The sequence below is a fragment of the Sedimentibacter sp. genome, from assembly GCF_032080165.1.
Taxonomy (GTDB): domain Bacteria; phylum Bacillota; class Clostridia; order Tissierellales; family Sedimentibacteraceae; genus Sedimentibacter.
Genome location: NZ_DAMASY010000013.1, coordinates 26136 through 40425, shown reverse-complemented (window position 1 = coordinate 40425; position 14290 = coordinate 26136). Strand labels below are relative to the sequence as shown.

Sequence of the window (14290 nt, the reverse complement as noted above, 5' to 3'; positions counted from 1 at the left end):
TTGTATTAGTATGCTTTTTTAAATATAGTTTTTAATATACTATGTTACTTATTTTTTTTATTATTTTTGAAAGGTTAAGTTTTAGTTGTGGGAGGTCATTTATTGTAGTTGTATACACGTCTTCCATTTTTAACGTCTGGTACTTATGTGCAGTAATATCTCTTAATCCTGAAATTCTCGCCAAGGTATATCGGTGTAAGATTTTTTGGTTTCTTCACTAATATTTTTAACAAGTTCACCTATATTTATCAATGTCATAGATACAGCTCTTTTTATTTTTTCATCCATTAAAAAATCGGGTTATTTGATAATCTCTATTGCTCATATATAGAAATCACCTTCTTTAAATGCAATAGGGAGTCTTTTTCTAAAGGTCCGTGAACAATATCAACTTCTTTCTTGAATTTTTCTTCGAGTTTATATTTCAATGCAGCTAAAGTAAGCAATGATATTGAAGGAGTTGTAAATTCAACTAATATATCTATATTACTTATGTTAGTATGTGTTCCTTCAGCATGCGAACCAAACAATTCAACTTTTTTTATAGCATATTCTTTAGCGGCTTCTTGAACCTCATTTTTTATTTGTTCAATTGTAATCATACTTTTCACCTTACATCACTTTTGGGAAAATTTTTAAGATTTATTTATTTTTATTATATACAATTTTCAAATTTTTAGCAATAAGAAACAATGTGAGTTAGGAGGCAACTTATTTTATATTGTTCGGTTCTGATGTCCACAACTGGTCTAAATCCGAGCCTCGAAAAATACGACGTTGTTCATTCGATTTTTGCAGGTATATATCTTCGTCCGGATAGTAGCAGGTATCTTCCTTCTCGTTAGTTCCAATATCTAAAATAACTAAGCTTTCATTACCGGAGTTATAAAATGTATGCGCGATATTTTGTGCTGAAGGCTTTGCAAAAAAATCTCCTTGCTTCACTGACAATTCTTTATTCTGAATGCGAAGAGTACCATTACCTGAAAGAATTATAAAAAATTCTTCCTGCTGAGAATGACTATGATATTTCGAACTGTATGCTTTAGGCGGAACGTAATCAATATTTACATAAAATTTTTGGCTGCCACCCGCAGCACCTAAAGACCTTGTAATTAAGCCGACAGAATCCTGCCAAACAAATCCTTCAGAAAGCTTTTCAATATTCTTAATTTCCATTTATTCTCCTTCAATTTTACTTATATTATATTGAGTATATCATGGTTTTAAATATAAATAAAGACACAGTACAAGGATAATGTGATAAGCTCTTCAAGCTTGTACTTGTACTCTCGAAAAAATGATGGTGATGCATCACCGGTATCATCGGAAAGCCGTCTATTTTCCATATGAGAGTAAAGTGGTTTTCAAGATGAGGAAAGTTAATTACTTTCTCCTATTTTTGTATTAAATAATTTGCGATTAGCTTGCATTTAGCAATATATTAGCTTATAATATTACCATGAGGTGATAATTATGGCAAGAACATCTAATATATTTGCTCGCGTTGAGCCGGAGGTAAAGGAACAGGCTGAAGAAGTCCTTAATCAATTGGGCATTCCCATGTCAAATGCTGTAAGTATGTTCCTAAAACAGGTTATATTACACAGAGGTATTCCTTTTGAAGTAAAACTACCGGAGAGTGTTCCTCTTTCATATGATTCTTTGACAAAAGAGCAATTTGATATTGAAATCGAAAAAGGTATTGAAGATATTAAAAATGGCAGGACTTACTCTATAGAGAGTGTTGCAGAAGAAATGAAAAGAGATTATGGCATATGAACTCTGTAATTTACTCTGCACAGGCAAAACAAGACTTGAGGAATATTTATGAGCATATAGCGTATATACTATGCTCACCTGATACTGCAAAAATTCAAGTCAGAAAAATTATGGGCGCAATAAAATTACTTGATGAAATGCCGTTGCGTCATAGATTATATGATGATGAACCATGGCACAGTCAGGGACTGCGGTTTTTTCCTGTGGATAATTATATTATATTTTATTTATATGATGAATTTTCCAATACTGTTATGATAGTTCGTATTATGTATGGCAGACAAGAATCAAAAAAATATTTTTAGAGGCAAAATGATTAGATTTTTCATCTTCAAGTCTACTGTGATAAGCTGAGGATTATTTTTGTAATGCGCTCTGTGCAATCAGATTCTCTTGTTTCTTTTTTTCTCCAGTTGTCGGAAAGCGGAAAATAAATCTTATCATTTGTAACACTGCCCATATCCCATTTACCGTTTTGATTTTTATTACTTTCTAACCAATTAACAACAAATCGAAGTTTAGTCTTACTTGCTTTGTATTTTGAAAGCAATTCTATGGCGCCAAGAAAACGGCTGGCATCTCTGCTTTTAAAAGCATCGGGAAGTGTATAAATTTTATGATCATATATATAGTAAATTCCTGTATCCTTGTTAAGTACATATTCAATAAAAGCTGATTCTGTTTCCTCGTCTAAACAACCTGCTAAAAGTGAAACGGGATAGAAATTAACAAAATCAATAAGCCTTCCGCCTTTTGGCTTTATTCCCAAGATTTTATGGTAGGTACTTATATACTCTTCATGGTCATATTCACCACTTGAAAAAGCTGATGAAATAATATTAGACCATTTTTCAGCTACAAAATTGGCATTTACATTATCGTTTTTGAAGATTCTTATCCAGGCAGCAAGAATAAGTTCCGTGAATATATCCCAATTATGCAGCTTTTCTCGCCTGTCGGGAAATTCTTTTTTTCCAATTAAACAATCATTCATATATGCAACTGCTTTTTTTATACTATGGTATAACCTAAATATAATAGCCGTCTAAGTGCTTAATAGCTGCCTCCCCATTCGGGTGTTTCTTTCACGCGAAGAATCCAACAAGACTCATCGATTATATAAGTTGAATCAAGAAGTGCTCTTGCAAAAATAGCATCCTTACCTATAGGTTCAAATGATTCACCGAGTATATACCAGCTTACAGCTTCAAACTCCATTTTCAGACTTTTTTTCGCTATGTCAAGGGCCTGCTCTTCTGTAATGGCATCCTGTGAGGGATTATCTCGTACGAACGCATCCACATCATTGTATCGTATATCAATACCGCTGCCTCCGCTTTCCCAAATGCTTTCAAGATCTGCTCTGGAAGGTTTACTGTCTGGTTTTGAGTATACAATTAAACGATATCCTCCTTTAACATGATAAACCATGATGTAACTGTTAAGATCTGAACTGGCATTTGCACCCTTATATTGGCTTAAGTCCTCAAACAATAAATCATCACCTTTTGCGGCAAGCTTACGCACATCGTCAAGTGTCATTGACATATCATATGTAGTATCACTAACGCTGTCCACCGGAGAGCACGCACTGAGCATAGACAGCAACACCGCTATCAACAGACAATAGGATAAATTTTTAATCATAACAATCCCCCTCAAAGTAAACATATTATACTAATTATAGTTTAATACGTTTAGACAAAGTTATCAATGATAATTTAGTTATTATTACAAACAAAAAAGACAGTTCATTAAATAAAAAGAACCGTCTTTTAATGCGGTTGGGGGGATTTGAACCCCCACGAATATACATTCGCTAGCCCCTCAAGCTAGTGCGTCTGCCGTTCCGCCACAACCGCAATGTGCTTTATTATTATAAGGGAATATACACGATTTGTAAAGAAAATTTTAATAAACAATTATTGGAATAATATCAGATATACTTAATTATTCTTGTAAAAATTTTACCGCTATATTATAATTAAAATAAATGAATGAGGTGGGGATATGCAAGGGGCTATATTAAAATCCTTTACGTACGGAGACAGCGGAGGGAATGGCGCAGGTGTATTTTTGCTTGACAAGGAATTAACAAGTGAAGAAAAACAACAAATTGCAGCAGACATAGGTTTGTCTGAAACAGCTTTTGTATTGGCAGAAGATGAAAATAATTATAATGTCAGTTTTTATACTCCGCTATGTGAAGTGGATTTGTGCGGTCATGCGACTATCGCAGCGTTTTTTTATCTTGGGTTGACAGGGTATATTAAAGGTTTCAATGAAATTAAAAAAGTTTATCAGCATACTAAGCTTGGTAAGCTTGAAATTGATGCCGTGTTTAAAGGAAGCACCATCGATTATGTTCTCATGCAGCAGCAGACTCCTAAGATATATGACGAATTTAATGGGGAAGATTTATCAGAAATTGCTAAATCTATAAATACTGCCGTTGAGAACGTTGGATTAAAAGATTTTACTATAAAACCTGCAATTGTATCCACAGGACTTAAAGATATAATAATTCCGGTCAAGTCAAGAGATATATTAAACAAACTTAATGTAAATATGGATTTAATAAATGAATTATCTCATATTTATGATGTAGTGGGATACCATGTTTATACAATTGAGAATAACCAAGTATTTGCAAGAAATTTTGCTCCAAGAGTTGGAATAGATGAAGAATGCGCCACAGGAACATCAAATGGAGCTTTAGGTTGCCTTTTGTATAGTAAGAGTATAATTTCTGATGAAATTTCGGTTATTCAGGGCGAATCAATGAATGAATCAAGTCAAATATATGTGAAGGTTGAAAATATTAACAACACTTTAGATGTGCGCGTAGGCGGTAAGGCATCAATTGTAAATTTATTCGAATAAAGTGAGGATAAATATGAAAATTAATGAAATTAAGGAAATATTAAATGCTGAAATAATAACTGATTTCAGCAATGAAAATACTGACATAAAATATGGATTTGCAAGTGATTTGATGAGTGATGCTTTAGCATTAGTTAAAAGTGAGTCACTTCTTATAACCGGATTAAACAATTCTCAGGTAATAAGAACGGCTGAAATGCTGGATATGTCTACGGTATTATTTGTTAGGGGAAAAAGACCCTGTCAGGATGCAATAAAATTAGCTTTAGAAAATCGCATATCTATTCTTTCAACAGATTATACAATGTTTAAAACATGTAGTTTGCTGGCAATTAACGGTATGGAGGGAATAGAGGCGGATGACTGATAAATTACTGATAAGATATAGCTATAGTATTGCTGCAAATGATTTCATAGCTGCAGGTAAAGGCTCAAGTGCCATTAAAAACACATTGAAATCAATGGGAATAGAAGCGAGCATTATAAGAAGAATTGCAATTGTTTCATATGAAGCCGAAATAAATTTAGTGATACATTCATATGGAGGAATGCTGCATTGTGATTTATATGAAAATAAAATTGACATAATTACCGAAGATATTGGTCCCGGTATAGAAAATATTGATCTTGCATTGACTGAAGGTTATTCTACCGCAACAGAAAGTATAAGAGAGCTTGGATTTGGTGCAGGTATGGGATTACCAAACATGAAAAAATATTCTGATGATTTTTGTATTACTTCAAGCAGTAAGGGAACATTCATCAAAATTACTGTGTTATTGTAGGAGGTATAAATGAATTTCTCAATAATGTTTGATAAGGAAAAATGTAAAGGATGCACAAACTGTATGAGAAGGTGTCCTACTCAGGCAATAAGGTTAATTGACGAGAAAGCTTTTATCAATAATTCTAAATGCATTCACTGTGGAGAATGTGTTAAAATATGTCCTTATGATGCATATACACCCGAGTCAATTGAATGGAATGAGGAAATGCATTATTCTCCTTATAAATGTAAAATAGCGATAATATCAACACCTACGTACGGTCAGTTCCCTAAAGGAACGAGTATTTGCAACGTGCAAAATTCAATAAAGAAACTTGGATTTGATTTTGTATATGATGCAAGCTGGTCCGCAGAATTAGTATCCAAAGCGATTAACAGAAAAATCAATGAGGTAAAAGATATCAGACCATTCATTTCTACTAATTGCCCGGCTTCAGTAAGGTTAATAAAAAGCAGGTACCCTTCATTAATGGATAATTTGATATATATAAAAGAACCTATGGTTATAGGTGCAATGCTTGCAAGAGAAAAAGCAAAAAGGGAATTTAATTTAAAGGATGAAGAAATAGGTGTTTTTTATATTTCACCATGCCCTGCAAAGCTGCTTGCTGTTACGGATCCGATTGGAGATTACCAGTCATCGGTTGATTGGGTCATACCTCTTAACACTATATTCGGTGATATGTACAGAGAAATTAAAAAAGGTGATATTTCATGTTCCTATCCATCTTTAAACGGTCTAAAGTGGGGTGTTGCAGGTGGTCAGGCTGAATCAGCAAATCTCACCAATTATATTGCAGTGCATGGCATGGAAAATATAATACAGATCTTGGATGAAATAGAAAACGGTAATTTAGATAATGTAGATTATGTTGAAGCATTAGCATGCGTCGAGGGTTGCGTGGGTGGTTCTTTTAATGTTATAAATCCTTATATTGCAAAAAATAATATTGAATATATTTTAAAAAATGCCGGTGATAATTTTAATATAGAAGATTTAGACAAATTTGATGAAATGTATGATTCGGGAATCTTTAAATTTAAGTTGAAGGCAGAGGATAATCCAATTAAGCTCAATATGAAGGAAGCGATAATTAAAAATGAAAAAATTATGGAAATAAATGCTTTGCTTCCAGGCTTGGATTGCGGCTCATGCGGAGCACCTACATGCTATGCTCATGCGGAGGATGTATTTAATAACCAATCTGAATTATATGATTGTATAGTTTTGAGAGCAAAAAATAAATAATAGAGGAGAATTTATGAAAATTTTAGATTTTTCAAACAAATTAAACCTTGACCCGCTATATGAAACATCAAAGGATATTGAGATAGATGGTGTATATATCGGAGATTTACTCAGCATAGTTATGGCTAAGGCAAAAAAGAATTATGTATGGATTACAATACAAACACATATTAATACTGTTGCAGTTGCAGAGCTGTTAGATTTATCATGTATAATTGTTGTTGAAAATATGGAAGTTGAGGAGGAAACTTTAAATAAGGCCAGGGAACTTAACATACCCGTATTTAAAACTAAAGCAAGCGCTTATGAAACTGCTGTTAAGTTATATGAGATAGGAATAAAATGAAATTTTATTATGATTTGCACATTCATTCTGATTTATCTCCCTGTGCCCATAACCATATGACACCTAATAACATTGTTAATATGTCTTATATAAAAGGTTTGAATATAATATCCGTGACTGATCACAATTCGACGAAAAATCTTCCTGCGATAATAAAAGTTAGTGATAATAAAATCAAGATAATACCGGGCATAGAGGTTACAACTAAAGAAGAGGTTCACGTACTTTGTTATTTTAAAAATCTTTATGAAGCATCAGAATTCGGAGATATAATATATGAATCGCTGCCGAATATTATAAATAACCCAGTATTGTTCGGACAGCAAAACATATACAATGAAGATGATGAAATAATAGGGAATTTAGATAAATTGTTATTGAGTGCAGCAAGTTTTTCTCTTAAGGAATTAGATTTTATGATAAAAGAATACCATGGGATTATGGTTCCGGCACATATAAATAAAAAATCAAACAGTATATTGGGAATATTAGGATTTATACCTGATAATTTAGAATTTACTTTCGTTGAGATATACAATAAGTCAGATATAAATGATAAGTTATTAAAGAAATATAAATTACTGATAAATTCTGACGCTCATATATTGACGGATATATCGGAGCCGGTTAATTATATGGAGATTAAATCAGCAGATGAAGTGTTTGACTACTTAAAAACAATTTGACATGTTATTAACCTGTCAAATTGTTTGCTTGTTGGAGGATATATGAAAGAGCTATCAATGCACATACTTGATATAGCTATGAACAGCATCAGTGCAGGTTCAAAATTAATTGAAATAATAATTGAAGAAAGTAATAATAGCAATTTAATAAAAATAATTATAAAAGATGACGGTTGCGGAATGAGTGATGATACCATAAAAAGAGTTACAGATCCCTTTTATACTACAAGGACGACGAGAAAGGTCGGACTTGGAATACCATTGTTAAAAGAGGCATGTGAAAGGTGTAACGGTTACTTTAATATTAATTCCGAGATTGGCAAAGGAACTACGGTTGAGTGTTCTTTTGAAAGGGACAATATCGACAGAGCGCCTGTAGGAAATATGGGGGATACTATTATTACTATTATCAATTCTTTGAATAATTGTGAATTATTATACAATTATTCAACTGACGAAAAGTCATTTGTACTAAGTACCTTGGAATTAAGAAATATACTTGGAGGAGCAGATATAAAGAGCAATGATATCCTGCTTTGGGTAAAGGAATACATTAATGAAAATATGAAAAATATGTCAAATTATTAACAATGCTAAAAATGGAATCTTTACACTTTGCTTGCTATTTCACAAAATTAATGATAAAATTTAATATAATATTAAAAAAAGTGTTTAAAAATTGAATATTTTCTGTTATAATCGATATGTTTGATTATTAAATAACTTTTTATATAGTAGTAAATTATATAAAACAATTAAAACAAGAGGTGAAAATATGAGCACAAAATTGTTTACATTTAAAGGCGGTGTACATCCTCCTACAAACAAGCATACTCAAAATGTGCCTATTGAAAATGCAGTTGACCCCAAAATTGTTGCTATACCTATGTCACAACATATTGGAGCACCATGCGACCCATTAGTAGCTGTTGGCGATACAGTAAAAGTTGGACAAAAAATAGGAGAATCAAAGGCCTTTATGTCAGTGCCGGTACATTCAAGTGTTTCCGGAACTGTAAAGAAAATCGAACCACGCTATGTACCGGGAGGAGCTAAAGTAAATTGTATCGTTATAGAATCTGACGGCAATTTTGAAGTCCATGAATCTGTACAACCTAAAGGTAATGTGGAAGATCTTACTAAAGAACAAATTTTAGCTATTATTAAGGAAGCTGGCATGGCAGGCATGGGAGGAGCAACATTCCCAACTCACGTTAAGCTGAGCCCTCCACCGGACAAGCCTATTGATGTTTTGTTGGTAAATGGAGCTGAATGTGAGCCATATTTAACATGTGATCACAGAACAATACTTGAACAATCTGAGCTTGTTCTTATAGGTGTTAAAGCAATAATGAAGGCACTTGGAGTAAATAAAGCTTATATAGGTATTGAAAAGAATAAACCTGATGCAATTGATATTATGAAAGAAGCAGTTGCAAATGAAGAAGGTATAGAAGTAGCACCTATGGAAGTTAAATATCCTCAAGGTGATGAAAAAAGATTAATACAGGCAATAACTGGAAGAGTTGTACCTTCAGGCGGACTTCCTATGGAAGTTGGTTGTGTAGTAGATAACGTAGGTACAGTTGCAGCAATTGGTAATGCTATCAAGACTGGTATGCCTTTAATTCAAAGAGTTGTAACAGTAACAGGAAGTGCTGTTAATAATCCTAAAAACCTTTATGTAAGAATTGGTACATCATTTAAAGATGTTATTGAACAATGCGGTGGGTACAAAGAAGAACCCGGCAAAATAATAAGCGGTGGTCCTATGATGGGTATAGCACAGTTCTCAGATGAAGTATCTGTTATAAAAGGAACATCAGGTATATTGGTATTCAATAAAAAAGAAGCTAATCTTCCAGAACCACAAAACTGTATTATGTGCGGAAGATGTTCAGAAATATGCCCTGTTTATTTACAGCCATATAGAATAAGCAGATATTCTATATTAAAGGATTTTGACAGTGCCGATCAATTCCATGCAGCAGATTGTATAGAATGTGGTGGTTGTTCTTATATTTGTCCGGCTAAGAGACCATTAAAAGAAACTATCAGTGTTGCAAAAAAAGAAATTTTAGCAAGACGTAAAAAGGTTAAATAGGAGGAAAAACAGATGGAAAATAGATTGATTGCTTCATCGTCACCACATGTTAGAGACGCTGAATCAACTCAAAGTTTAATGCTTGATGTTATTATTGCCTTATTACCGGCTTTAGTTGCAAGTATATTTTATTTTGGGTTCAACTCGATGATATTGGTGATTTCGGCTGTAGTATCAGCTGTTGTTACTGAATATGCATGTCAAAAAATTATGAAAAGACCGATTACTGTTACAGATTTAAGTGCAGTGGTTACAGGAATTTTATTAGCTTTTAACTTACCTTCAAACGCTCCTTGGTGGGTGGCTGTAATTGGCTCTGCATTTGCAATCGCAATAGTAAAACAAATATTTGGAGGTATAGGATTTAACTTTATGAACCCTGCTTTAGCAGGTAGAGCATTTTTAGTAGCATCTTGGAATCCATATTTAACAGGTGGATTTGTGGATCCTGTTACTGATGCTGTAGCTTCAGCAACTCCATTAGCTATAATAAAAGGTAGTGCATCAGGTCAGCTTCCTTCAATATGGAATATGTTACTTGGTGGAATTCCCGGAGTTTTAGGAGAAACATCAGCAATATTAATTATTTTAGGCGGAATTTATTTAATATATAGAGGAACAATCAAATGGATAATCCCAGTCGTATACATTGGTACAGTTGCTGTAATAGCTTTATTAACTGATGGCTCAAGTTTAGTTGCCTACCATCTGTTTGGTGGCGGATTAATGCTTGGTGCATTCTTTATGGCTACTGATTATGCTACAAGTCCTATCACTGATAAGGGTAAAGTAATATATGCAATCGGTGCAGGTGTTCTAACAATGCTTATCAGAAAAATAGGCGGATATCCTGAAGGAGTATCATATTCTATATTACTTATGAACATTATAACACCAATGTTAAACAAATATGCTGTCCCTAAAGTATTTGGTGTAGCAGGAGGTGCAAAGAATGAAAAATAATATAGTTAAATTAGGTGGTGTATTATGCTTAATCTCAGCTATAGCAGGTGGAGTATTAGCATTTACTAACGACTTTACTAAAGATAAAATAGCTGAAGTTGAATTGAAAGCAAGCTTGGATCCTGCTGTATTAGAGCAAGTTATGCCTGGCTCCGATACTTTTTTGCCTTATGAAGACACAGCTTTAATTGATACAATAAAAGCTGATAATGCTAAATTTGTTGATATAATGGTTCCGGTTGATGGTTCAGGAAATCAAATGGGCTATGCTATAAAAACATGGAGTACAGTTTCCGGATTCGGCGGAGATATAGAATTATTTTTAGGGGTTTCTCCTGAAGGTAAAATAACAGGAATTGCTGTAACTCAACTATCTGAAACAGCAGGTCTTGGAACAAGAGTAGCTGAACCTGATTTTAAGGATCAATTTACAGGAAAAGATTTAACTGTTGAAATAAGTGAAAGTGATGTTAATATGATATCAGGAGCTACTATTTCTTCTAAATCATTTACAAGTGCAGTAAGCAATGCGGTTAATATTTATAAACAATATTTGAATAAATAGGAGGTTGCGATGAATAATTTTAATGTATTTAAAAATGGTCTTTTAAAAGAAAATCCTATTTTTGTTCAATTGCTTGGAATGTGTTCTGCATTGGCTATTACGACATCAGCTTTTAACGGAATAGGTATGGGTTTAGCTGTTACGGCGGTTTTGTTAGGTTCAAATGTGGTAATTTCTTTATTGCGTAAAGTAATACCTGATGAGGTAAGAATACCTGCTTTCATAATAATAATTGCAACATTTGTTACTATTATAGATTTATTAATGCATGCATATATTTATGATTTATATAAAGCTCTTGGAGTTTTTATACCTCTTATTGTTGTTAACTGTTTAATTCTTGGCAGGGCAGAATCTTTTGCATCAAAAAACGGTTTAATATCATCTGTTTTTGATGGATTAGGCATGGGATTAGGATTTACATTTGCTATAACTGTATTAAGTATTATAAGAGAGCTTATAGGTAACGGTACTATTTTTGGATTTCAAATTTTAGGAGAATGGTATCAACCTGTTATGATTTTTGTTCAGCCTCCCGGGGCATTTATAGCATTAGGATTGCTTATAGGTCTTGTTAATTTCTTAACAAGAAAAAAGAAAGCGTAGGAGGTATATAAGATGGAATTATTTAGTTTATTTGTAACATCATTTATAGTAAACAATATTATATTTATGCAGTTCTTAGGTGTTTGTCCTTTTCTTGGAGTTTCAAAGAAAATTGACACATCAATAGGAATGGGTATAGCAGTTATTTTCGTTATAACATTAGCAGCCGTTATAACCTATATAATTCAAAAGACAATATTAGAAAACTTTGGATTAGAATATTTACAAACAATAGCTTTCATTTTAGTTATTGCAGCATTGGTACAATTCGTAGAAATGTTTCTTAAAAAATCAAGCCCTGGACTTTATCAAGCTTTAGGTGTGTATCTGCCTTTGATTACAACAAATTGTGCTGTTTTAGGAGTTGTAATATTAAATATAACAAAGGAATATAACTTCGTTGAAGCAATGGTTAATTCTGTTGGTACATCAGCAGGATTCTTATTGGCAATAGTGTTATTCGCCGGAGTTAGAGAGAAGGTTGACACTGCAGATGTGCCTGAAGCTTTAAAGGGTTCATCTATAGCTTTAGTTGCTGCAGGTTTAATGTCTATTGCATTCCTTGGTTTTTCTGGATTAAAAATATAGGAGGAGAATAGATTATGGTTATTGTAAAAGCAGTTGGAGTTTTAGGTGGTTTAGGTGTTTTAGCGGGTGCATTATTGGCTGTTGCTTCAAAGATATTTCATGTAGAGGTTGATCAAAAAGTAATTGAAGTAAGAAATATACTTCCGGGCGCTAACTGTGGTGCTTGCGGATTCCCGGGCTGTGATGGCTTGGCGAATGCAATAGCTGAGGGAAAAGCTCCTGCCAATGCATGTCCTGTTGCAAATAAGGAAAAGCATGAACAAATAGCAGCAATTATGGGTACAACAGCCGGTGAAACAGAGAAAAAAGTTGCTCACGTAATATGTCAAGGTTGCGACAGTGTGGCAAAAAAGAAATTTGAGTATGAAGGTGTTAAGGATTGCAAAGCGGCGGCAGCAATTCAAGGCGGAGATAAAGCATGCGACAAAGGTTGTTTAGGTTATGGAAACTGTAAGGTTGTATGCGATTTTGACGCTATTGAAATAGTTGACGGTTTGGCTATTATAGATAAAGAAAAATGTACAGCTTGCGGTAAATGCTTAGAAGAGTGTCCAAAAGCAGTAATTACTTGGGTGCCTTACAAAAATAATGTTATTGTAGCATGCAACAACAAAGATTTTGGAAAAGCCGTAAAGGATGTTTGTACGGTTGGATGTATCGGATGTAAAATATGTGAAAAGAATTGTGAATTTGATGCAATTCATGTTAAGGATAATTTGGCAAAGGTTGATTATGACAAGTGTACACATTGTATGGTATGCGTACAAAAATGTCCTACTAAATCAATCAGAGGCGACTTAACAGTAATAGAAAGTAATTAAAGATAACCTGGCTGAAAAAATTAAGCAGACGACCCAAATCTTCTGATTTGGTGTCGGTCGCTTATACTGTAAGTGCAATGAGATCTTTCACTGCGTCCGGAATGACACATGTCATTCTGAGCGTAAGAGAAGGATCTCATCTTTTTTGTTAGCAGGGGAACTTAATTAATGCGAATAATTATTTTTTAGTTTTGACAAATAATATAAATGACACTATAATGGGAGTGATACAATCAAAATATAAATAAGAGGGTTGAAAATGAAAGCTTTAGAAACTATGGAAAAGGAAATCAGGGGAAAAACATTAGAACTAAAATCCTTAAATAAAGACAGGACATCTTTGTTTGTTGTTGACATGATTGTTGGGTTTGTGCATTCCGGTATAATGTCTTCTCCAAGAGTTGCATCTATAGTAAATAGTATTACAGAATTAAATGAGAAACTTCAAGGGTATAAAAAGGTGTTTTTTTTAGATGCACATGAAGAGGATGCTCAGGAATTTAACAGTTATCCTAAGCACTGTGTTATCGGAACAGAGGAAGCGGAATTAATACCTGAATTAAAAACTGAATTCTCGGAAGGAGCTGAAACTACCTATGTAAATAAAAACAGTACTAATGGTTTTTTCAGCGATGAATTCCAAGAATGGTTCAAAAAAAATGGAGATGAAGTTGATAACTATATAATTACCGGCTGTGTAACCGATATTTGCGTAATGCAGTTTGCATTAAGTTTAAAATCGTATTTTAATGAGGATAATAAAAATAAAAGAATTATAGTGCCTATAAATTCAGTTGAAACATATGATGGCGGAAGTCATGATGGAGAGTTGATGAATCTATTTGCATTGTATAATATGCATATAAACGGTATTGAAGTTGTGGAAAATATTAAATAGCAGGAGACATAA

General features: G+C 33.4%; 20 protein-coding genes, 1 tRNA gene and 1 pseudogene. 16 read left to right on the top strand and 6 right to left on the bottom strand.

The features are described 5' to 3' along the window. Positions 1-31 precede the first annotated feature (31 nt). The 3 genes and pseudogenes from RT412_RS17190 to RT412_RS15170 all read right to left on the bottom strand — a co-directional run bounded on the left by RT412_RS17190 (position 32) and on the right by RT412_RS15170 (position 1179). A pseudogene (locus tag RT412_RS17190) lies at positions 32-288 on the bottom strand (DUF86 domain-containing protein). Positions 289-314: 26 nt separating this feature from the next. Continuing rightward, positions 315-602: a nucleotidyltransferase domain-containing protein gene (locus tag RT412_RS15175; protein WP_313340643.1), complete on the bottom strand. Its 288-nt coding sequence runs from the start codon at positions 600-602 to the stop codon at positions 315-317. A 109-nt stretch (positions 603-711) separates the two neighbouring features. Further along, entirely contained in the window at positions 712-1179 is a 468-nt protein-coding gene (locus RT412_RS15170; protein WP_313340642.1) for a cupin domain-containing protein, read from the bottom strand. A 297-nt stretch (positions 1180-1476) separates the two neighbouring features. Here RT412_RS15170 and RT412_RS15165 point away from each other — a divergent pair, with 297 nt between their 5' ends. Then, positions 1477-1782, top strand: coding sequence for a type II toxin-antitoxin system RelB/DinJ family antitoxin (locus tag RT412_RS15165; protein WP_313340639.1), 306 nt, complete (start codon positions 1477-1479; stop codon positions 1780-1782). Then, a complete protein-coding gene (locus tag RT412_RS15160) occupies positions 1779-2087 on the top strand; it encodes a type II toxin-antitoxin system RelE/ParE family toxin (protein WP_313340637.1) in 309 nt (102 codons plus the stop codon). The genes RT412_RS15165 and RT412_RS15160 overlap by 4 nt, the downstream gene beginning before the upstream one ends. 32 nt (positions 2088-2119) lie before the next feature. Here the strand turns inward: RT412_RS15160 and RT412_RS15155 are convergent, their stop codons facing one another. From RT412_RS15155 to RT412_RS15145, 3 genes are all read right to left on the bottom strand, one after another. Further along, entirely contained in the window at positions 2120-2776 is a 657-nt protein-coding gene (locus RT412_RS15155; protein WP_313340635.1) for a hypothetical protein, read from the bottom strand. 59 nt (positions 2777-2835) lie between these two features. Continuing rightward, positions 2836-3429 (bottom strand): hypothetical protein, encoded by a 594-nt coding sequence (locus tag RT412_RS15150; RefSeq protein WP_313370724.1) that lies wholly within the window; start codon positions 3427-3429, stop codon positions 2836-2838. Between the two features lie 132 nt (positions 3430-3561). Beyond that, positions 3562-3644 (bottom strand) — tRNA-Leu (locus RT412_RS15145). A gap of 148 nt (positions 3645-3792) precedes the next feature. Here RT412_RS15145 and RT412_RS15140 point away from each other — a divergent pair. The 14 genes from RT412_RS15140 (at position 3793) to RT412_RS15075 (ending at position 14278) form a co-directional block, all read left to right on the top strand. Beyond that, entirely contained in the window at positions 3793-4665 is an 873-nt protein-coding gene (locus RT412_RS15140; RefSeq protein WP_313340508.1) for a PhzF family phenazine biosynthesis protein, read from the top strand. A 13-nt stretch (positions 4666-4678) separates the two neighbouring features. Further along, a complete protein-coding gene (locus tag RT412_RS15135; protein WP_313340507.1) occupies positions 4679-5032 on the top strand; it encodes a DRTGG domain-containing protein in 354 nt (117 codons plus the stop codon). Then, positions 5025-5450, top strand: a complete 426-nt coding sequence (locus RT412_RS15130; RefSeq protein WP_313340505.1) for an anti-sigma regulatory factor — start codon at positions 5025-5027, stop codon at positions 5448-5450. Before RT412_RS15135 ends, RT412_RS15130 begins: the two co-directional genes overlap by 8 nt. Positions 5451-5459: 9 nt before the next feature. After that, a complete protein-coding gene (locus RT412_RS15125) occupies positions 5460-6701 on the top strand; it encodes a [Fe-Fe] hydrogenase large subunit C-terminal domain-containing protein (RefSeq protein ID WP_313340504.1) in 1242 nt (413 codons plus the stop codon). Between the two features lie 13 nt (positions 6702-6714). Beyond that, on the top strand, positions 6715-7047 hold the full coding sequence (locus tag RT412_RS15120; protein ID WP_313340502.1) for a DRTGG domain-containing protein: 333 nt from the start codon (positions 6715-6717) through the stop codon (positions 7045-7047). Further along, positions 7044-7733, top strand: coding sequence for a PHP domain-containing protein (locus tag RT412_RS15115; protein ID WP_313340500.1), 690 nt, complete (start codon positions 7044-7046; stop codon positions 7731-7733). The genes RT412_RS15120 and RT412_RS15115 overlap by 4 nt, the downstream gene beginning before the upstream one ends. 42 nt (positions 7734-7775) lie before the next feature. Next, positions 7776-8321 (top strand): sensor histidine kinase, encoded by a 546-nt coding sequence (locus RT412_RS15110; protein WP_313340499.1) that lies wholly within the window; start codon positions 7776-7778, stop codon positions 8319-8321. Between the two features lie 187 nt (positions 8322-8508). Further along, positions 8509-9837, top strand: coding sequence for an electron transport complex subunit RsxC (rsxC, locus tag RT412_RS15105; protein ID WP_313340498.1), 1329 nt, complete (start codon positions 8509-8511; stop codon positions 9835-9837). Between the two features lie 12 nt (positions 9838-9849). Continuing rightward, positions 9850-10800, top strand: coding sequence for an RnfABCDGE type electron transport complex subunit D (locus RT412_RS15100; RefSeq protein ID WP_313340497.1), 951 nt, complete (start codon positions 9850-9852; stop codon positions 10798-10800). Next, positions 10790-11365: an RnfABCDGE type electron transport complex subunit G gene (locus RT412_RS15095; protein ID WP_313340495.1), complete on the top strand. Its 576-nt coding sequence runs from the start codon at positions 10790-10792 to the stop codon at positions 11363-11365. Before RT412_RS15100 ends, RT412_RS15095 begins: the two co-directional genes overlap by 11 nt. Before the next feature lie 9 nt (positions 11366-11374). Then, complete coding sequence (locus RT412_RS15090) at positions 11375-11971, top strand: electron transport complex subunit E (RefSeq protein WP_313340494.1); 597 nt, start codon at positions 11375-11377, stop codon at positions 11969-11971. A gap of 12 nt (positions 11972-11983) precedes the next feature. Beyond that, positions 11984-12559, top strand: a complete 576-nt coding sequence (rsxA, locus tag RT412_RS15085) for an electron transport complex subunit RsxA (RefSeq protein WP_313340493.1) — start codon at positions 11984-11986, stop codon at positions 12557-12559. Between the two features lie 14 nt (positions 12560-12573). Further along, on the top strand, positions 12574-13380 hold the full coding sequence (locus tag RT412_RS15080) for an RnfABCDGE type electron transport complex subunit B (RefSeq protein ID WP_313340491.1): 807 nt from the start codon (positions 12574-12576) through the stop codon (positions 13378-13380). Positions 13381-13639: 259 nt separating this feature from the next. After that, positions 13640-14278, top strand: coding sequence for an isochorismatase family cysteine hydrolase (locus RT412_RS15075; RefSeq protein ID WP_313340490.1), 639 nt, complete (start codon positions 13640-13642; stop codon positions 14276-14278). The last annotated feature ends 12 nt before the right edge of the window (positions 14279-14290 follow it).